This window comes from Mycobacterium sp. ST-F2, assembly GCF_001905655.1.
In the GTDB taxonomy this organism is placed as follows: domain Bacteria; phylum Actinomycetota; class Actinomycetes; order Mycobacteriales; family Mycobacteriaceae; genus Mycobacterium.
In genome coordinates this window covers 1-18,992 of sequence record NZ_JMHT01000058.1, presented here as the reverse complement: position 1 = coordinate 18,992, position 18,992 = coordinate 1, and the positions used below count along the sequence as shown (strand labels likewise).

Here is an 18,992-nt window from a genome sequence, read left to right as displayed (position 1 = left end):
GTCGGCCTGACGGCGGCTGCGGCGCGGCTTGGGCTCGGCGACGGCCTCTTCCGTGTCGTCTTCCTCGTAGGTCAGGAACTGCGGCAGGACGAACCAGCGGATCAAACCGAGGATCAGAACCGTCGCCGCGGTGAAGAACATCGTCGGGAAACGCTCGATCAGCGGATAACCGCAATTGATCAACAGGTCCTTGATGCCGGCGATCTTGTCGCTGTGGAACATGAAATACGCGCCCGGCACGGCGACGAAAAGGATCAGCGGGGGCTGGATGACCGCGGTGAAAATCCCGGACCGCCGCACGCCGAGCACAGCGAGTACACAGCCGGCCACGTAGCAGAAAGTGAAGAAAGCGCTGAGTTCTTTGTCACCGGTGCCGGCGTCGTAGGCGAAGCCGATCGCGGTGGCTGTGACGGCCAGCACAATGGCTCCCCACCAGGGGATTCCCGGGATGCTGGGCAGCGCCGAGCGGCGATCGAGGGCGGCTTCGGGCCCATGATGCTCTGCTGACACTCCTAGACCGTACCGGCAATCTGGGCCACTGTGCCTGCAGGTGGGCGTTGGGACGGTGTGGCGTCTCCTAAACTAACGAACTCGTGGGTCTGAACCTGGGAATCGTCGGTCTGCCGAACGTCGGGAAGTCGACGTTGTTCAACGCGTTGACACGTAATGACGTGCTCGCGGCTAATTATCCGTTCGCAACGATCGAACCCAACGAGGGTGTCGTCCCGCTGCCCGACCCGCGGCTCGACAAGCTCGCCGAGATCTTCGGTTCCGAGAAGACCGTCCCGGCGCCCGTGACGTTCGTGGACATCGCCGGCATCGTCAAGGGCGCGTCCGAGGGCGCGGGCCTGGGCAACAAGTTCCTGGCCAACATCCGCGAGGCCGACGCCATCTGTCAGGTGGTGCGCGCCTTCGCCGACGACGACGTCGTCCACGTCGACGGCCGCGTCGACCCCAAGTCCGACATCGAGGTCATCGAGACCGAGCTGATCCTCGCCGACATGCAGACGCTCGAGAAGGCGCTGCCGCGGCTCGAGAAGGAAGCCCGGACCAACAAGGACCGCAAGCCGATCGTCGAGGCCGTGGCGGCGGCCCAGGCGGTGTTCGACGAGGGCAAGACCCTGTGCTCCACCGGCAAGGACTGGTCTGCCCTGCGTGAGCTCAACCTGATGACCGTCAAGCCGTTCCTGTACGTCTTCAACGCCGACGAGTCGGTGCTGACCGACGAGGCCCGCAAGGCCGAGCTGACTGCGATGGTCGCCCCGGCCGAGGCCGTGTTCCTGGACGCCAAGATCGAGGCCGAGCTGCTGGAGCTCGACGACGAGTCCGCCGCCGAGCTGCTGGAGTCCATCGGCCAGACCGAGCGCGGCCTGGATGCGTTGGCGCGCGCCGGTTTCCGGACGCTGAAGCTGCAGACCTACCTGACCGCGGGGCCCAAGGAGTCGCGGGCGTGGACCATCCACCAGGGCGACACCGCACCTCGCGCAGCGGGGGTTATTCACACGGACTTCGAGAAGGGCTTCATCAAGGCCGAGATCGTCGCCTTCGACGACCTGGTCGAAGCCGGCTCCATGGCGGCCGCCAAAGCCGCCGGAAAGGTGCGGATGGAAGGCAAGGACTACGTCATGGTCGACGGTGACGTGGTCGAATTTCGCCACGGACAACCATCTAAGTCAAAGTCGTGACCGGTCGGTCCTTCACGGCGCGGCTGCCGTGAGTCGGTAGGTGGTGGTGTAGGCCTCGGGCCGCCCGCCGCCACCCGGTGCGATGGCGGCCTCGGGATCAGACGCGGCGGCCAGGTTCAGGGCCAGCAGTTGCGCCAGCAGGTCTTCCTCTGGATTGAACCCGTACGCGCGGACAACGGCGGCATCGAGAACGTCGTGTAGCGCCCGCAGTTCCGACTTCCCAGGGGTACGCAGCGCGTCGTACTGCTCTCCCAGCGTGATGCCCTTGGCGAGCTTCGCTTCGCGGTAGTCGATGATGGCGGCCATCGCTTGCGCGACCTCAGCCACGGCCTCTCCTGGTGAGGTCGGCCACGGAAACGAATCCCATACCGTGGTCGACGTGTAGCGAAGGTCGGACTTCAATTTGGAGCACCGCTCCTCGAACCACGCTCTATGAAGCGCCGACGACACGACGCCGAGGGTGTAGTCGTCATCGAAGGCAATGACGGTCATCGAATCGTCGGGTCGGATCGACGTGTCCACGAATTGGAAGACGGAGACCCGCTGCTCTGCCGCCACCCGAGACGTCGCGATGTAGCGCTGCAACGGAGCGAACGCCTCGATCATGTCGCAGCGCCGATACGAATGCTGCCACCACTTGTTCAGGAAGTTCTTGTTGTGCCAACGCACCTGTGCTTTCGAATTGCGTTTGAGGATCGCGGCATTCGCGGTGGCCTCCTTCTCGGCAGCCGCTTCCCGGTCTGGCAGCACCAGCTTGCGCAGCCTCGCCAGGGCACCTGGAGCAGCGACCTTGACGTCCAGCGCGTCGTCGTGGGGGAGGTCGATGATGAAGTTCTGGGGTCCGAGGGAGTGGAGCAGCACCTTCCCACCGAGGACTGGGTGAATGAACGCCGCCGAACCGGGGTCTGTCTTGCCAAGGTCGGCGGCCTCGCCTCCGGTCAAACGGAAGGCATCGATTTTTCCCGTCGTCTGGCCTTGGAAGATCCGCTTCGGGGCCTTGTTTTGGGGCAGCGAGGCGGCAGTCCCGACGTCGGTGACCGGCCTCAGGCTGGCGGCGATGTCTTCGACTTCGAGTCGGAGTTGCCCATTGTTCAGCCAAAGGACCTTCTTCGCGGGTGCGTGGTTCGCGCCCTTCACCCAGTTGACGATGGACACGTGAACCACGGCGTCACCCGACCACGGGGTGACCGAGACGGCTTCGAAGATCACCCCATCGTTCTTGACGACGTAATCGAGTGACGCCTTCCGCGAGTCGCCGTCGCGTACCGCCTGCGTAGCGACAAACCCCGCTCGGCCGCCCTGGGGTAGTGCCTTGTGCGCCAGGGGAAACCAGTAGGTGACGAAGTCACTCACGCCGGGGTTCGGATACTTCCCGTCAAGGTCTGATACGTAATCGGCACCGAGTTCGGCTGCCATCTTCCGCCGACCCAGATAGGGCGGGTTGCCGATGAGCACGTCCGCGCTGGGCCACTCCGAGAAGAGAGCGTCGCGGCAGCGAATCGACTCGTCGAGGTTGTCCAGGGGGAGTGCGTCGACGTACTCCTCCAGCTCGTCGGCAGCCAGCTTCTTTGCCATCATCATGGTCACCTTTGCCACCTCGACGGCGAAGGCGTTGGTGTCGATTCCCATGAAGTGATCGGGCGTCACGTAGGAGATCGTCGCCTGGCCGGACTTGGTGCGGCGGCGAGCAGCGATGCGATTCTTGACCTCGACCTCAAGGCGGCGCATCTCCCGATAGGCCACGTACAAGAAGTTGCCCGACCCGCACGCCGGATCGAGCACTCGGTAGCTGGCCATTGCTAGCTGAATCTGCTCCAGGTCGCCGATCGTCTTGGCGGCTTCGATTCGCTCCATCCAGGGGTCCACGATGCAGGGGATCACCACTCGGGCGATGTCGGCCTGAGACGTGAAATGAGCGCCGTAGGCGTGACGTTCGTCCTTGTCCATCGAGGTCTCGAACAGAGTGCCGAAGATCTCGGGGCGGACGGCAGCCCAGTTCGTTGTGCACGCCCACCGAATGGCATTTAGCTCGTCTCGGTTCATCTCAATCGGCGTGATGTTCTCGAAGATGCCGCCGTTGAAGTAAGGCGTCCCGACGAACTGGCCACCCTTCGTCCGACCGGGCGTGTTCATCTCTCGGAACAGTGAGCCGAGCAAGTCGTAGGCGTCGCGGCCAGATTTGGCCTCTTCGACAACGCGGGTGAAGAACTTCTCGGGCAGCAGGCCGATGTCTTCGGCGAACATCGCCACGACCGACTGGAGAACGAAGTGCTGAGCATCCAGCCGAGGGACCCCGCGATCCTTCATCGAGCGAAACACGCTGGAGACTTGCGCCGCCGCCTCGCGCGTGACCTGAACGAGGTCGTTGCCGAATAGCGGTGTCTCGGGCTCCGGCAAGAGGAACGCGAGCACTTCTCTCCGGTTGACCAGATCATCGAGCTTCAGTACGTCCATTGGAGCGTCGAGTTGGAGGTCGAAATCGTAGACCCAGAACTCGTCAAAGTTGCAGAGCACCACGTAGTTCGGGCGGTGGGGCACCACCTGGATCCAATACTGGAAGGCCTGTCGGAAGTGCTTCGAGAGGTCGGTCCCGGCCTTCTTCATCTCGATGATGCAGCGCGACTCCCAGAGCAGATCGGCGAATGAGGTGCCCTTGGTCTCGGCCTTCCGAACGCGTGCCTCCAGGGTTGCCCCGGCCTCTCGGACGCCGCCGTTTCCGAACGCTTTGAACAGTCGGTCGAGGAAGACCTGAGCCTCGCCCTTCTCGTCACCCTTGAGGAGGTTATGCCGGTACGCGATGAACTCGGCGAGATCCTGCTGGAGCGTCTCAGGCTGCACGGCCCGGCCCCTGAGTCGGCGCGAACGCTTTCGATGGTGTCGAGGCCATGGCAGGCACTGTAAAGCCGTCCACTGACGTCACCCGAGGGGACACGGCGACCGCTCCCGAGCGTCACTCGTCTTTGACGAGGCGCAGAACCGGGCGCTGATCTTCCTCTCCCAGGAGGTCGCGCAGCTGCCCAGGGCTGATCTTGAGGACATCCGCGAGAACGGGTACGCCCGCGCCGTGCTGACCAGCCAGCTCGACGCCCTTCCGCAGAAGCGTTGCTACCTCACCGGGGTACGCGCTGGTGGGGTCCGCCGACGGGTCGTACGTCATGGCCAATCGTTGGTAGGCCCGCCGTGCGGACGAATCAGTCGTGCGATGCCGCTCCACCATCCGACGGACCAACGACTTTGGCGAAACACCCCACGTTCGACCCAGTCGATGCAGGGCCGGTAGATCGAGCCTCTCGGGCAGTACCGCGTCCATAGACGCGGCAGGGGTTAGAAATGCCGCAGCAAACTCGTCTGCCTCACGCTCCACCGCCTGGCTCGACTCGCCGGAGTCTCCGTGAAGGAGCAAGTGGCCGACCTCGTGAGCGATCGAAAATCGATGTCCGAAGACGTTCTCGCTGCGCCGGGGCGTTGTGATGATGATAGGACGGTCCACGATCACTACCGAGAAGGCGTCGACCGCATCGATCTCGCCTAGCGGACGCACTGCTACCACGATGCCGTGAGATTCCACGGTGGCTACCAAGTGCTTCACCGGCCCATCGGGGAGGTTCCAGTGCCTGCGCAGCATCGCAGCGGCGTCCGCAGGCGCGGTGCCAGGCTCAATTTGCGGTAGGTCCGGTACCGGCAGCTTGACGTACCTCTCAAGCGCGAAGGTCAGTTCCCACATCAGTGTTGCCGTCGCGACTGCTCGTTGACGGTCGCTCGCGCGAGCGGATCTCAAGCTCCGAAAATGCGCATGGACGGTATCCATACGGGCGAGAGGGCGGCCCACCCCGAAGAACCCCGGTCGCACCCTCAAGGCCTTCGCCATTCGATCGATAACGTCAGGACGCGGCGAGTTAACGCCCGCCTCGTACTGGCCGATCGCGGCAGGCGAAACGCCCACTTCTGCGGCGAGGTCCGTCTTGCTTATCGCAAGGCGCACACGGGCCTGGGTCAGCCGCGCTGGGTCGAATCGACCATGCGTTTGACCGGCCTCGGGCCAGTCGAACAAGCTTGGCGGATCATCAGTCATCCGTGCTCGGGCGCTCCTGCGGCCGCGGCTCGACCGAGGGACCCTCGGGCGTGCCGCTGTCGAACGAGTCCGCACTCGACGTATCGCGATCGGTGTCCGAGGTGGGCTCCCAGATCGACTCGAGCCCACGAACTTCGACCTTGCCGGTGGCTTCGTCCAGAACGGCGACGCCCCAACTTATCGACTGCAACTGCCACGGCGACGATTCAACCATCACCAGCACCACCGGCATCTTGTCGCCTGCTGCCCGCAACGTGTGACCGAGTTCGCCGCCCGGAGGATCGTCGTCGTCAGCCCGGCCCTCGTCCACCAGGACGGGATCGAACAACATCGGCGGCGGGGGAGAAGCGGAGAAGCCATTCTTCCGCGTCGGACTCGAAGCGAAGAAGCTGACCGCATCCGCAGAGCCGGGGACCCGCCACACGTACACCAGGCAATCGTTGACCACCGGGATCTTGTAGCCAGCCGGAGTGAGCTTCTGCGACTGGAAGCCGCGCCCCGTCAGCGCATCATTGGTGTCGTCCAGCAGGTCACGCCACTGACTTCCGAAGGCCATCGAGTATCGAGTGCCCGCGACTTGATGAGCGTCTGCGAAGCGATTATGTCGAGACCGTATGACCTCGACCAGCGCGTCACGGACTGTTTTCGCGTGCGGGCCGAGAGCATTGGTGGGGGAACTCGGAACCATGAAGGCGTCTCCTGTATCCGCGTCCGGGAGCGTGGATCGAACTGGACGCGACTTTAGTATTGCACACGTTTCGCGCGTAGCTGCTATATCTGCAATGTGAAAACGCGCATCGGCGAGCCGGGCTGGCGACCGCCGGGACGGTGAGCGGCCGAACAGGTTTTCTAACCGCCGATACGGCGGCGCATCCAGGTTGGCGGCGGCGGCATGGTGCCCTCGCGGACGCGGCGAGCGATGTCGAGCGGCGACGCGAAGCCCCAACCCTGGCCCATCGAGTGGACCAGCACGTCGTGGGAGACCACCAGGGCGGCGAGCGCGTCGGGCTGGTGTTGACCGGCCTGCCAGGTGATCGCCGCGCCTTCCAGGCCGGGGAGGTGCCCCGCGATGCGGGTAGTCCCGGTCTCAAGACCCTGGAGCAGTGCCGACGACCGAGCGATGGCGTCACCGCCGCCTCGGCCTGAGCCCTTCGGGGGCCAGGTGGTCACGTTCACCGGCCGGTTGAGCTTGGCCCGGCGCAGCGCCTCCTTCACCACGCGCTGGTAGGTCTCGCGGGCGGCGAACCCCTCGACGGCGATCTCGGACGCCCCGACGTCCACGGCCAGATCGACCGCCGCCCTTGCCCATTGGTCGCTCGTCATCGGGGCCGACAGATCGGCGATCACCGCGACCACGCCCTCGGCGGTCAGGCTCGCGGCCACGACGCCACAGGCGTCGCCTGAGCCCGAGTCGGAGGGGTCTACCCCGACGACGGTCTTCACGGTGCCCAGCGGCGCGCTGGGGAGCCGCCACTGGTCGAACCATTCGCGCTTGACCAGACCGCCCTCGGGGGCCGACGGCACACCCTCGTACAGGGCGTACCAGGCCCGCTCGCCCGAGGTGCGGCGGGCGGCGGCGAAGTGGTCGGCGGTGAACCCGAGCGCCGACGTCATCGCGACGCCCGGCGCGCGCCCGAGGGCGTCGGGCACGCCGGTGTCGGCGACGGCGGGCACGTTGGTGTGAGTCCACACGTCGGGCTCGGCGTCGAGCAGTTCACCGGCCAGATCGCGTTCGTGCCAACGGGTCATCACCAGTAGCACCGAACCGCCGGGGTGGACGCGGGTGGCCAGGGTCGAGCGGTACTCGGTGATCACCCGGCGGCGGTGAGCCGCTGAGTCGGCCTCGGCGGCGTCCTTTACCGGGTCGTCCACGATGAGCAGGTCCGCGCCGAAACCCGTGACGCCCGAGTTGATGCCGGTGGCCAGCAGCCCGCCCGCGTGGCCCTCGACGCGCCAACGGCCCACCGCCGTCTTGTCGGCGCTCAGGCGGAAGCCGAGGTAGTCGGCGTGCTCGTTGATCAACTGGCGGGCTTCGCGGCTGTGCGCCTGGGCCAGTTCGTCGGAGTAGCTGACCAGCACCACCTGGAGGTCGGGATCACGCATCAGCGCCCACACGACGGTCCAGATCGCCAGGAGCCGACTCTTGCCCGTGCGGGGCGGGGTGGTCACGATGTCTCGTTCGTCGGGCTCGGTCACCGACCGGACGGCGATGTCCGACAGGAGCCGGATCGTCGGCGTGACGACGAATCTCGGGTCGAGCCGACGGGCCAACTCGGCTGGGGTGGACGGCTTCTCACGGTCACCGATGGCGGCGAGGGCGCGGGCGGCGGTCAGCGCCGCCACGGGGTCGACGGGCACAGTCACGCCGCCTTTCTGATCTGGCTGGGGCCGAGCCCGGCGTCCTGGGCGGTCCACAGATCGGCCCGCCGCCAGCCGTGGCCGCACGTCGCGCAGTCGTAGGCGCAGACCAGCCGGTTGCCGCCGGGCGCGGTGATCGAGGTCGGCGTGGTCAGGCTGGCCGTGCGGACCCGGCTATCGGCGTAGTGGCCGAGCGGGTTGCACCGAGGGCAGTAGTCCTCCAAGAACTGGAGACGGCGGCGGTCGGCGGGCTTCTGGATGGCGATGGTCATGGTGGTCTCCTCTGGTGATGGGGTGTCGTCGGTGGTGACGTGGGAGACCTTGTGGCTGTGGGCGGGGTCAGGCGGGCGCCGGGGTTCGGGCCTTCGTGAGCGCGGGCACTGAGCGGCAGCCGGAACGGATGCCGGCAAGTTGGGCACTGGTCCGACCGCCGCCGTCGGTGACGCCCAGGGCGGCGCACACGTCGGCGTGCGTGGCCTCCCCGGTGCGGTCGAGTCGTTGGGCGACGCGGATCACGGCGGGCCACGCCCGATTTACCACCGGGATCACGTCGTGCCCCAGATGCGTACCGCCGCTCGCGGTCAGGACGCCGCAGTCGCCACGACCGCCGCCGTCGAACAACGCGTACAGCGCGCGCTGAGTCGGGCGGCGACCACCGGCCAGAAACTTCGCCTGACCGAACGGCCCGGCGTAGGCGATCAGCACGTCGGTCCCGTGGGGCCGGTCGGCGAACGTGGTCAATCCCTGGTTACCCGAGACCCGGCTGGACGTCACTACGGCGGAACGAAGATCGGCCCCGAGGACCACGCCCGCCACCGCATGGGCCGCTTCATGGACACAGAGCGCCAGGTGCGCCCGATGGTCAGCGGGTGACCGACGCGGCGGTGCGCTCGGGGCCGGGGTGGTCGCGGCCTGGGCGTCGGTCGCGCCGAGGTCGAGCAGTTCGGCGACGGTCAGCGTCAGCGCCCAGGTGGCGCGCCGCCCCTCGGACCGCCCCACCGTGTTGCGGTCGCGCAGCTTCTTGACCGCCAGGGCGGCGTACTCGTTGCCGTCGGTGGCCAGCCCGACCAACGTGGCCAGCGCGACCTGACGGGCCGGGTCGTACCCGGTGACCACGCCGCGCAGGGTCTCCAGCGGCAGTGTCTTGGCGTAGAGGTCGAACTCGGCACGCCGGGTGGATCGACACCACACGTCAACGGTCTCCTCGGCTGGCCGCTGCTCATCGGCGATCAGACCGAGCGTCACCAGGTCATCGACGCTGACGTACAGGGTGAGTTGGCCGAGCTTCTGGCGCACGCGCTTTGGCAGCGTGGGGCACAACTCCTGGGCCACGTATCGACCGGGCACCGCCAGCGCCAAGTCGTCGGCCTCGGCCTCGTTGCCGCCGTTCGGGGTAGTCTCTGTCATGTCTCCTGCTTTGATGGGGTAGGGGCGTTCGGTGGCAACGCCGCCCGGTCGAAGCCCAAGCGCCGGGCGGCGTTCACTGTTTCTATGTCGGGCCAGTCACGTTGTGCGCCTTCGGTTCTGGTGTCACCCGAGTCAGCAGCGCGTCCACGTCGCTGACTCTCACCCTCAGTGGAGACGTCAGACTGGTCCGGTAGCCGGGCAGCAGACCCCGGTCGATCCGCTGGCGAATCGTCCAGCGGCTGACGCCGATTCGCGCCCCGGCCTCGGCCAGGCCGATGTAGCGGTCGCCCTCGGTGGTGGCGGTCATGGTCGGTCCTCTCGGTGGGTCTGGGGTAACTCAATCACTTGGGAGTGCAGATGCCGCGGGCTGAACCGCCACTAACCCGACATGGGAGGGCAAGTGAAGCTTCGGATTTCAGAGACGTGGGTGCTCATGCGGCACCACCCGTGAGCACGGCGCGGATACGGTCGGCCTGTTCGGCGGTCAGCGGAGGGGCTTGGTCCACCAGGCGCTTGATGTGCTCTCGGTAGGGGTCACCCTCGGGCGTCGGCGCTGACGCCTCAGCCCGGTCACGAAGCCACGCGTCGACCTCGGCGGGGTCGAAGTACAGGCGTCGGTTGACGCGGTGAACGGGAAGACCATCGTGGGCGACGAAGCGCCGGATGGTCTGAGTCGAGCGCCGCAAGTTGCGGGCGATCTCGTCGGTGGTCAAGAACCCGCCGGTCGCTGGCGACGCGGGCGCGGTGGCTGTGCTGGGCACGCGGAACTCCGAATGTCTCGGTTCGGTTCCGCGTACTTACTTGGTCGTGGCCCCCAGTCCTCGGCCAGCTAAGGAGCACGCGCGGACACCCGTGGGTGCCCACTGTGTAGATCGTCCTGGAATCACCGCATGGGGCGGATCGGCCAGGGCGTGACCGCTAGCGACTGGGCGGCGTTAACGCGGCACGCTGAGACCAAGATGGCTCACGGGCGCTCACGTTATCTAGCTGAAAGTCATTGTCTTAGAGAGAAACCCGACTAAGGCGGGTTTCTGAGGGCGGCCTGGTTCATCGCCGCCAGGTGATCTGCACCGTCTCGGGGTCGAACGTCTTCGAGCCGTGACGCCCTCGGCGCAAACGGATTTCGCACAGGGTCTCGATGACCGTGCGCCTGGCCATGAGCGAGCCGCCGACGAACGCCGCCACCGGGTCGGGCGCGCTCAACACCTCGTCCAAGGCGGTGCCGGTCTGGTAGCCGCGCATCTCCCGCTCGACGGCTTCCAGTTCGGCCCGCACGCGCTCGGTGCGGGCGTGGTAACGCACGCCGTCGATGTACCCGGCGTCGTAGTCGGCGTCAGCCGCCGCGACCTGATCCCGCAGCGCGCGGGCGCGCTCGGTCAGCGGGGCCAGGGCCTCGTCGGGACCGGCGAGAAGCTGAGCGGCATCCCCACGGCTGAGCCTTTCGGCCAGCACATCCATGACGTACTGGTCGACCCCGGCGCGGACCCGATTGACGTGAGTCGCCTTGCAGCGGTACTGACTTCCGGCGAAGCCGGTCACACGCGCTCCGCACTCGTCGCACAGGTACAGGCCCGAGCCGAGGTGCTTGCGGTCGGTGCCCTGTTGGGTGCGCCGCCGGGGGTCGCTTAGCCGGGCCTGAACCACGTCGAACACGTCATCGGTGACCAGCGCCTCCCAGTTGCCACGGACGCCTTCGAGCACCTGGCCGTCGTACACGGCCCGCCCGGCGTAGCGCGGGTTGGTCAGAATGTCGCGCACGCTCGACGGGTTCCAGGGCTTGCCGTTGCGGGCCATCACGCCGCCCTCGGTGAGGATGCGCGCCGTCGACTTCAGCGACTCGCCCGAGTGGAACAGCTTGAACACTCGGCGCACCAGGTCGGCCTCGTCGGGCACGGTCTCACCCTTGGGCGTGTAGCCGGTCAGCCTGACCCCGAGCGGCGGGCGACCGAGTTGGGCACGTTGCAGCGCCGCAGCCTTCTGGCGGGCCGATTTCCGCTCGACCTCCGAGCGGGCCACCGCCATCTTGATTCGGGCGAACAGCCGCCCGGCGTCGGTGGTCAGGTCGGCCTCACCGTTGGCGGTCACCAGCGCCAGGCCCTTGCCCTCGGCGGCGTCGACCCAGTCCTCCAACTGGCGCGGCTGGCGGGTTAGCCGGTCGAGGTCGTAGGTCACCAGCGCGTCGAACCGCCCGGCCTCGTAGGCCCTCACTAGGGCGTCGTAACCGGGGCGGTTCTTACGCGCGTCGCTGGCGCTGATCGAGTTGTCAACAAACTCGGCGACGGCGGTCCATCCGCGCTGCTCGATGATCTGTTGACACTGTTCGCGCTGGCGGGCGACGGCCAACCCTTCGCCGGTCTGATCGAGGGATATACGCAGGTAGACAGCCGCGCGCCGAGTGATCGTCATGGCGTCATCATAATGTTTATCTGCGCGGTAATGTGGTGGAGTTCCGCTTCAACGTGTAGGCCTCGGCAGCGCGCCGAGAGTGGAGATTTGCCGAGTACATTGACGGCTGTGAGTGGGGATTGGCGTGTCGATCGAGTCGATGAGCTCCGGTCATTGATCAAAAAGGCTGAACCCGATGTGGTCGAGGAGTTCAAGTGGCGCAAGCCGTCCAACCCTGACGGCGTGCCGACGTTCTCACTGGAAGGCATGATCTGCACAGTGGAGACGTACAAGGACAAAGTCAAGGCGACCTTCGCCAAAGGCGCCTCCCTGAAGGACCCGAATCGCTTGTTCAACGCGAGTCTCGACGCGGGAGTCCGGCGTGCCATTGATCTGCGTGAAGGCGACGAGCTGGACACAGCCGCCTTCACAGCGTTGATTCACGAGGCAGTGAGAGCCAACCGCAGTTAGCGCGCTGGGGCGATCGCGTACGGGTCCGACGTCTAGCGGCTAGGACCTACAGCCTGCCGGCCGCGGCGGCCGCTGCCGCGGAGGCCATGCCGTTGAAGGGATAGCTGCCGTGGGCCAGCGTCGAGAGCAGACCACCCGGCGAACCGTCGCAGATGCTATCGGAAGGCGCGCACAAATCCACCGACTTACCCGAGTACAGCGGCGAGATGTTGGCGGCCGGGGCGCCGTACTTGGACAGCATCGCCGCGGTGGGTTTGCCGAACAGCACCAATCCGACTACGTGGTCCTGCACCGCGGGAGGGATGTCTGACGTCGTGGCGTAGGCGGCGACGGCCGCGCCCTGCGAGTACCCGCCGAGAATGAGTTTGGTGTTCGGGCAGTTCGCGGCCATGTACTGGAGGTGCGCGGTGGCGTCGCCGACACCGTCGAACATCGTGGACGGGAAGACCGCCCGATTCTCGAAATCGCTGGTGGCGGGATAGTTCACCGCGTAGACGCCGATGGACTTGCCCGCGGCATCCGCGCGCAGGGCATCGATGAAGGCCTGGCCGGTGCCGCCGACGCCGGGCGGCTCGCTGCTGCCGCGGGCGAACACGACCTCGGCATCGGGGCACGGTTGCGCGGAGGCGGCCGGGGTGGCGCCGATGGACAGCGTCGACGCGACCAGCGCTCCGACACCGGCCAGCCGGCGCAAATGGCGATGACCCATGTGCTCGATGCTAACCGTGGGATCGCTGCTGGGTTTCCTTGTCGAGCAGAGGACTGCCTCTCAACGCAGGTAGCCGGCGTCGGACCGCAACAGTTGCGTTGCCTCGTCGACGATTCCCGCCACGATCGCGGCCGCGGGCTCGATCGAGTGGATGAGCCCGGCTGCCTCCCCGAACACGACCCCGGCATTGTCGGGATCACCGTCGGCGAAGGCGGCGCGGTATCGCGGTCCCTCGACGTCGGCGTTGGCCGCGAGCGTCTTCTCGTCGCCGTGCCATCGTTCGGTAAAAGCGTTGCGCCGCATCCGCATGGTGAATTCCGGCGGCCAGTCGAGTTCGCGGACGAGGTCGCCCGTCGTCGTGCGAATTGTGCTGTCCCCGTTGGATTCGACGATCGCCTGGTGGTGGCGTGGATGCACCAGCGCCTCCTCTGAAGCCCACAGCCGGGTGCCGATCAATACTCCGTCGGCGCCCAACAAGAGTGACGCGGCCAGCGCCCGGCCGTCGGCGATTCCCCCCGGCCGCCAACAGCAAGGTTTCGGGGGAGAACTCGGCGAGGAAGTCGGCGACCTCCGGGACGAGGCTGAGCGTCCCGCGCAAGGAACCGTGGCCACCCGCTTCAGCACCCTGCGCAACGACGATGTCGGCACCTACTTCGATTGCCCGTTCCACGTGAGCGAGGTTCTGGCATTGGCAAATGAGCACGGCGCCAGCGGTTTTGACTTGTTCGGCGAAGGCCGCCGGATCGCCGAACGACAACATGACCGCGGCAGGACGGAATTCGAGTGCTTCGGCCACCACACCGGGTGAGCGCTGGGCCGACCACGTGATGAAGCCGACGCCGACCCGCTCGGCACCGGCGGCCGCGAATTGCGTACGCATCCAGTCGGAGTCGCCGTATCCGCCGCCGATGAGTCCCAGCCCGCCGGCCCGGCTGACCGCCGCTGCCAATACACCACCCGCAGCCAATGCCATTGGCGCCGAAACGATCGGGTGCGCGATCTCGAGGCGGTCGGTCAGGCGCGTGGTGATCATGTTTGGCTAGTCGCGATCGCCGAAAAGGGCGGCGTGCACGGCCAGAAACGACTGACGGCCGGCCGGTGTTCCGCAGTACGACGCCACGTGAATCAGAATCTCTTTGATCTCGTCGACGGTCACGCCATTTCTGACCGCACCCTGCGCGTAGATGCCGAGCTCGTCGTACCGTCCGAGCCCGGCCAGAATTCCCAGCGTGAGGACGAGGCGGGTTCGTCGGTCGAGTCCGGGGCGACTCCACGAATAGCCCCACGCCAGTTCGGTCACCGCGTCCTGAAAGCCCATCATGAAATCGTCTGATGCGGCGAGGCCCGCATCGACGTACTCGGGCCCGAGTACGTCTCGGCGCATGTTGAGACCCGTCGAGTACAGCTCGCTTTTGCTCATGACGTTCATCTGATGCCCCGGGCCGTCGAGCGTGGGGGAGTCCGCGAAAAAAGTGCGGGAATCCCTCGTAAAGCCCCACTCTCGACGTAGCCCGAGAGCTGGTGATCGATCTGACATTGCCACCCGTCCGGGCGTGTGAGAACTTGGTAACAGAGCCTTAACGCAGGCTTCCGGACGATGGGTGCCGTACCCGGTGTGCGACAAGACGGCCCGGGAGAAACGTCATGTCGTGGGTCATTCTCGTGGTGTCCGGTGTCCTCGAAGCGGTGTGGGCCACTGCGATGGGCAAGTCCGAAGGATTCAGCACGCTGTCGCCGAGCATCGTGTTCGCGGTCGCACTCATCGCCAGCATGGGTGGGTTGGCCTACGCCATGCGCGAGCTTCCGGTCGGGACCGCCTACGCCGTCTGGGTGGGCATCGGCGCGGTGCTCACCGTGGTCTATGCAATGGCCACGGGGGACGAGCCCACCTCACTGCTCAAGGTGGTGTTCTTGACGGTGATCATCGGCGGCGTCGTCGGCCTCAAGCTTGTGCACTGAGCGGCCGTAGCGACTTGATGGTCTTCATGGGGAACCGCGACGAGACGCGGTGGATGCCGGGGATGGCGAGCACCTTGTTGGTCAGGAACTGCTCGTACGCGGGCAGGTCCGCAACGGCGACGCGGACGAGATAGTCCGGCGAACCGAACAGCCGATGGAGTTCGAGCACCTGCGGGTACTCGGCCATCGTGGCCTCGAACGTTTCGATGCTCTTCATGTCGAAGTCGGTGATCTCGACGTCGAGCAGCACCTCGAAACTCTGGTTCGCGGCGGCGGGTGAGATCAGGGCCTGGTAGCCGACGATGACGCCGTCGGCCTCGAGCCGCTGCACCCGCCGCAGGCACGGCCCCGGCGTGAGCCCGACTCTTTCAGCGAGGGCGACGTTCGCGATCCGGCCGTCTTCACGCAGGACGTCGATTATTGCTGTGTCGAGACTATCCATGGCCAATTACTGCTCACCGCAGCCTCGGAGCGCAGTAAGTGGCAACCAAATTCTGCAGCTGACCTGGGATCATTGTTGTCATGGATGCTGCGGTGGTGACTTCTCGGAAAGCGGAGGTCGCCGCGGGCGTGCGGGCCTCGCTGGCAGCCGGACTCGGCATGTATCCGATCGGCGTCGCCTTCGGCCTGCTGGTCATCCAGGCTGGCCTGCCCTGGTGGGTCGCACCGGCGCTGTCCATCGCCTGCTTCGCCGGGTCGTTGGAGCTGCTGCTGATCGGCATGATCGTCGCGGTCACCCCACTGGCGACCATCGCACTGACGGCGTTCCTCGTGAACTTCCGCCACATCTTCTACGCGTTCACCTTTCCGCTGCACGTCGTGCGGAATCGGTTCGCCCGCGCCTACTCCGCTACACCCTCGTGGACGAGGCGTACGCGGTGACCGCCGCCAACCCGCGTGGCTGGACGTCGTGGCGCCTGGTCACGATGCAGGCCGCGTTCCAGTGCTACTGGGTCGGCGGCGGTCTGACGGGCGTCCTGCTCGGCTCGATGTTGCCGGCGCGCATCGAAGGGCTCGAATTCGCTTTGTGCGCACTGTTTGTCACGTTGACACTTGACGCCTGTCGCTCTCGCGACGGCGTGCCGTCGCTCCTGCTCGCCGCCCTGAGCTTCTCAATCGCGATTGTGGTTGCGCCGCACGCGGCGTTGTTCGTCGGCCTGCTCCTGTTCATCGCCACACTCGTGGCGCGCTATCTGTTGGTGCGGCGGCAGGTGACCGTCGATGCTTGACCTGAAGTACCTCGCGGCCGTGCTGGCCACCGTCTTCGTCATCAACCTGGCCCTGCGCGCCGTGCCCTTCGCGATCCTTCAGCCGCTGCGCAAGTCCCGCTTCGTCAACACGATGGCCACCTGGATGCCGGTCGGCATCGTCATGATCCTCGCCGCTGCCACTTTCCGATCGGTCTCCGGCGACGCAAAGCACCTGGTGTATGCGGTGATCGGTGTGGCCATCACCATCGCGGCTCACCTGTTGGGTGGCCGGCGGACGCTGCTCAGCGTCGGCGCTGGGACCCTCGCCTACGTGGTGCTCGTGAACGCGCTCTAGGTACTCGCGGCGTTAGAGTTGAGCTGTGGTCAGTGACGGACGGACCGGTGCTGCGGTCGAATTGGATCGGCGCTCCGCCGATTTGTCCCGCCGTGAGAACGCCATGGCGCTGCGGGAAGCCGAACAGTCGAGACGCGAATGGGTTGCCGATGAACGGGACCGCATCGCCGATCAGCGGGACCGCATCGCCGACGAGCGTGACCAGGCTGCGGACGACCGGGAGCGGCGCGCGGACGTGCGGGAAGGGGCCACCGAGCAGCGCGAGCGTGAACGGCAGCAGCGCATTGCCGAACGGGCCGAACGCCAGAACGCTGCTGTTCGCCGTGACGACGCGGAAATCAGGCGTGCTGTAGCAGAGACCCGCCGGCGGATCGACGACCGATCTGATCTGCACGACGACGGGAACGAGCCCTAGCGGCCGATTCAGCTTGTCGCGCTTGTTGTTTCGAAGTACTGCACCAGGCAGAACTCGTGACCTTCGGGGTCGAACATGACGAGGACGATGCCCTCGTCGTAGTCGTGCCGAGTGCCTGACCAGGTTCCACCGAGATCCTCGACATGCCGGCGACCCTCATCGATGTCCGCGACTTCGACGTCCAGATGAATGCGCACCTTCGTCGCCTTGGCCTCCGGTACCCGCTGGAATGTGAGCCGCGGCGTCGGACCGTCCCGGGAACCGAGAGTCGCCCAGCCGGGGTCGTCGCCGTGTTCGTAGGAAGGCTCGATGCCGAGCAGCTGTCCCCAGAACGTCGACATGCGGACCGGGTCGACACAGTCGATCGTCACTCCCGACCATTGGTTCGGCACCGCGGCACTCCCCTCCCTCTGTGGATCAATCATGCGCTTGGCGGGCGACCGCGGGAAGCGCTCGACGAGGCGAGCTTGATGCTCCTATTTCTGTTAATAGTCAAGCGGCGTGGTTGAGCTGGGTGTTTAACCATTGGCGGTAGGTAGCGGCGAGGGTGTCGTCGCGTTTGAGGCCGCGTTCGAGGCGGGAGATGTCGTTGGGCCATACGCCGAAGTGGTCGGCGACGGCGGTGAGAGTGATGTTTGTGGCTCGACGAGCCGGGCGGAGGTCGCTGTAGTCGTCGATCGGGCTGGGTGCGGTGAGGTGTTTGAACATCTCGCGGGCGATAGCGCGTTTGAGCATCCGCAGGATCTCTTTTTTGGACCGGCCGGCGGCGGTCTGGCGGGTGACGTAGTCGCGGGTGCGTTGGTCGTGGGCCATGCGGACCAGGGCGATGCGGTACAGGGCGTTGTTGGCGGCGCGGTCGCCGCCGCGGGAGAGTCGGTGGCGGCTGGTTTTCCCGGACGAGGCCGGGATGGGAGCGACACCGGTGAGCATCGCAAAGGAGGCTTCGCTGCGGAGCCGTTGGGGGTTGGTGCCGGCGGTGATGATCAGTTGAGCGGCGGTGTCCGGGCCGACGCCGTAGGCGGCCCGGAGTGCAGGATTGAATGCAGCAGTGAGGGTGTCGAGCTCAGCAGTGATTTCGTCGGCCTGATCTTGCAGGAAGGTGACGCGGCGGGCCAGTGTTTTGCAGGCCGTCAGTACTGAGACCGTGACGGGATCGTTGTGTGTAGCGGGTCGGCATCTGGACAGCGCGGCCACGAGCGTCAGCGTGGTGGTGTAGCCGCGGTAGCGCTCGCGTATCTCGGCGGGAGCGGTGACGAGGAGGTCCTTGATCTGCTGGATGGCTGCGGTGCGGGCTTTGACGGCGCCGCGACGGGCGGTCAGCAGGGCTTTGAGTGCATTGGTGTGGGGGTCTTTGGGGACGGCTGGGCTGTTGCTGGCCAGCGCGGCGCGGGCGGCACTGTAGGCATCGAGCGGGTCGGATTTTCCTTGCCTGCGCCTGGCTGCCCGGTCGGGTCGGTTGACTTCAACGACGTGAATAGCGTTGGCCTGCAATGCTTGTGTGAGTCCGGCGCCGTAGCTGCTGGTGCCCTCGACTCCTGCGGTCACGATGTCACCAAAGCTGCGGGCCCAGCAGATCGCGGCCCAGTAGCCGGTGGGGTTGGTGCGGAATTCGGCGTCGCCGAGCGGTTGGCCGGTGTCGGTGATGGCGGCGACGTGGATGGTGTCCAGATGGGTGTCGGCGCCGATGACGACTCGGCGTGGGGATGTCACGATGGTGGTGTCCTCTCCGTAGTAATGAACCGTGCGGGTGGGTGACAACCCTGCGGGGCGGGCAGACAAGACATTGATGAGGAACGGCCAGGCTCCTGATTAGGTCATGTCCGCCCCGCTGGGCTCTCGGGGCAACGCTTGCTCGCGCGTCGCTGGTGAGACAGATCAAGTCGAAGACAACCCAGCAGGGCGTCAGTCGGTGGGAGGGTCATCACCAGCGGCGAACGAGCAAGGTCATCCTCGCCCGAACGGGTTGAACACAATCAATGTCGGTGG

The 18,992-nt window shown here is 66.2% G+C and carries 22 protein-coding genes, 1 pseudogene and 1 riboswitch; of the genes and pseudogenes, 7 read left to right on the top strand and 16 right to left on the bottom strand.

Going from position 1 to position 18,992, the window contains the following annotated elements; genetic code table 11:
• A partial coding sequence (locus tag EB75_RS20350) for a DUF6542 domain-containing protein (RefSeq protein WP_353651657.1) occupies positions 1-510 on the bottom strand: 510 nt, incomplete at its 3' end.
• A gap of 83 nt (positions 511-593) precedes the next feature.
• Between EB75_RS20350 and ychF the strand changes: the two genes are divergently transcribed.
• Positions 594-1,685 (top strand): redox-regulated ATPase YchF, encoded by a 1,092-nt coding sequence (gene ychF, locus EB75_RS20345; protein WP_073697084.1) that lies wholly within the window; start codon positions 594-596, stop codon positions 1,683-1,685.
• Between the two features lie 12 nt (positions 1,686-1,697).
• On the opposite strand, the gene EB75_RS20340 is transcribed toward ychF, so the two are convergent.
• From EB75_RS20340 to EB75_RS20300, 9 genes are all read right to left on the bottom strand, one after another.
• Complete coding sequence (locus tag EB75_RS20340) at positions 1,698-4,523, bottom strand: class I SAM-dependent DNA methyltransferase (protein ID WP_073697083.1); 2,826 nt, start codon at positions 4,521-4,523, stop codon at positions 1,698-1,700.
• A 112-nt stretch (positions 4,524-4,635) separates the two neighbouring features.
• Entirely contained in the window at positions 4,636-5,757 is a 1,122-nt protein-coding gene (locus tag EB75_RS20335) for an XRE family transcriptional regulator (protein WP_073697082.1), read from the bottom strand.
• Entirely contained in the window at positions 5,750-6,313 is a 564-nt protein-coding gene (locus EB75_RS20330) for a hypothetical protein (RefSeq protein ID WP_234789748.1), read from the bottom strand. Before EB75_RS20330 ends, EB75_RS20335 begins: the two co-directional genes overlap by 8 nt.
• 293 nt (positions 6,314-6,606) lie before the next feature.
• Complete coding sequence (locus EB75_RS20325) at positions 6,607-8,121, bottom strand: terminase large subunit domain-containing protein (protein ID WP_083612452.1); 1,515 nt, start codon at positions 8,119-8,121, stop codon at positions 6,607-6,609.
• Positions 8,118-8,387, bottom strand: coding sequence for a hypothetical protein (locus EB75_RS20320; RefSeq protein WP_073697081.1), 270 nt, complete (start codon positions 8,385-8,387; stop codon positions 8,118-8,120). Before EB75_RS20320 ends, EB75_RS20325 begins: the two co-directional genes overlap by 4 nt.
• Before the next feature lie 67 nt (positions 8,388-8,454).
• Positions 8,455-9,522, bottom strand: a complete 1,068-nt coding sequence (locus EB75_RS30045) for a M50 family metallopeptidase (protein WP_142239727.1) — start codon at positions 9,520-9,522, stop codon at positions 8,455-8,457.
• Between the two features lie 82 nt (positions 9,523-9,604).
• Positions 9,605-9,829 (bottom strand): helix-turn-helix transcriptional regulator, encoded by a 225-nt coding sequence (locus tag EB75_RS20310; RefSeq protein WP_073697080.1) that lies wholly within the window; start codon positions 9,827-9,829, stop codon positions 9,605-9,607.
• Positions 9,830-9,953: 124 nt separating this feature from the next.
• Positions 9,954-10,283 (bottom strand): helix-turn-helix domain-containing protein, encoded by a 330-nt coding sequence (locus tag EB75_RS20305; protein ID WP_073697079.1) that lies wholly within the window; start codon positions 10,281-10,283, stop codon positions 9,954-9,956.
• A gap of 286 nt (positions 10,284-10,569) precedes the next feature.
• Positions 10,570-11,928, bottom strand: coding sequence for a recombinase family protein (locus tag EB75_RS20300; RefSeq protein WP_073697078.1), 1,359 nt, complete (start codon positions 11,926-11,928; stop codon positions 10,570-10,572).
• Positions 11,929-12,036: 108 nt separating this feature from the next.
• Between EB75_RS20300 and EB75_RS20295 the strand changes: the two genes are divergently transcribed.
• On the top strand, positions 12,037-12,378 hold the full coding sequence (locus EB75_RS20295) for a DUF1801 domain-containing protein (protein WP_073697077.1): 342 nt from the start codon (positions 12,037-12,039) through the stop codon (positions 12,376-12,378).
• Between the two features lie 46 nt (positions 12,379-12,424).
• Here EB75_RS20295 and EB75_RS20290 read toward each other — a convergent pair whose 3' ends face one another.
• From EB75_RS20290 to EB75_RS20280, 3 genes and pseudogenes are all read right to left on the bottom strand, one after another.
• The gene (locus tag EB75_RS20290; protein ID WP_073697076.1) at positions 12,425-13,087 is read right to left on the bottom strand and encodes a cutinase family protein; all 663 of its coding nucleotides are present in this window, start codon (positions 13,085-13,087) and stop codon (positions 12,425-12,427) included.
• Between the two features lie 60 nt (positions 13,088-13,147).
• Positions 13,148-14,120 (bottom strand): annotated as a pseudogene (locus tag EB75_RS20285) (NAD(P)H-dependent flavin oxidoreductase).
• Positions 14,121-14,126: 6 nt separating this feature from the next.
• Positions 14,127-14,507, bottom strand: a complete 381-nt coding sequence (locus EB75_RS20280; protein WP_073697085.1) for a carboxymuconolactone decarboxylase family protein — start codon at positions 14,505-14,507, stop codon at positions 14,127-14,129.
• Between the two features lie 149 nt (positions 14,508-14,656).
• A riboswitch (guanidine-III (ykkC-III) riboswitch) is annotated at positions 14,657-14,722 on the top strand.
• Positions 14,723-14,731: 9 nt separating this feature from the next.
• On the opposite strand from EB75_RS20280, the gene EB75_RS20275 reads away from it, so the two are divergent.
• A complete protein-coding gene (locus EB75_RS20275; RefSeq protein WP_073697075.1) occupies positions 14,732-15,046 on the top strand; it encodes a DMT family transporter in 315 nt (104 codons plus the stop codon).
• On the opposite strand, the gene EB75_RS20270 is transcribed toward EB75_RS20275, so the two are convergent.
• Positions 15,030-15,488, bottom strand: a complete 459-nt coding sequence (locus tag EB75_RS20270; protein ID WP_083612450.1) for an Lrp/AsnC family transcriptional regulator — start codon at positions 15,486-15,488, stop codon at positions 15,030-15,032. The two genes, EB75_RS20275 and EB75_RS20270, sit on opposite strands and share 17 nt — an antisense overlap.
• An 80-nt stretch (positions 15,489-15,568) precedes the next feature.
• On the opposite strand from EB75_RS20270, the gene EB75_RS30040 reads away from it, so the two are divergent.
• Genes EB75_RS30040 through EB75_RS20255 form a run of 4 tightly spaced genes read left to right on the top strand, consistent with a single transcriptional unit; the run spans position 15,569 to position 17,006 of the window.
• Complete coding sequence (locus EB75_RS30040) at positions 15,569-15,928, top strand: AzlC family ABC transporter permease (protein ID WP_286150264.1); 360 nt, start codon at positions 15,569-15,571, stop codon at positions 15,926-15,928.
• Complete coding sequence (locus EB75_RS30035) at positions 15,925-16,275, top strand: ABC transporter permease family protein (protein WP_286150263.1); 351 nt, start codon at positions 15,925-15,927, stop codon at positions 16,273-16,275. Before EB75_RS30040 ends, EB75_RS30035 begins: the two co-directional genes overlap by 4 nt.
• Positions 16,268-16,591, top strand: a complete 324-nt coding sequence (locus EB75_RS20260) for a branched-chain amino acid transporter permease (protein WP_073697073.1) — start codon at positions 16,268-16,270, stop codon at positions 16,589-16,591. The genes EB75_RS30035 and EB75_RS20260 overlap by 8 nt, the downstream gene beginning before the upstream one ends.
• A 25-nt stretch (positions 16,592-16,616) precedes the next feature.
• A complete protein-coding gene (locus EB75_RS20255) occupies positions 16,617-17,006 on the top strand; it encodes a hypothetical protein (protein WP_073697072.1) in 390 nt (129 codons plus the stop codon).
• Between the two features lie 8 nt (positions 17,007-17,014).
• Here the strand turns inward: EB75_RS20255 and EB75_RS20250 are convergent, their stop codons facing one another.
• Positions 17,015-17,377: a VOC family protein gene (locus tag EB75_RS20250; protein WP_286150262.1), complete on the bottom strand. Its 363-nt coding sequence runs from the start codon at positions 17,375-17,377 to the stop codon at positions 17,015-17,017.
• A gap of 121 nt (positions 17,378-17,498) precedes the next feature.
• Positions 17,499-18,716, bottom strand: a complete 1,218-nt coding sequence (locus tag EB75_RS20245; protein WP_064859362.1) for an IS110 family RNA-guided transposase — start codon at positions 18,714-18,716, stop codon at positions 17,499-17,501.
• Positions 18,717-18,992 lie beyond the last annotated feature (276 nt).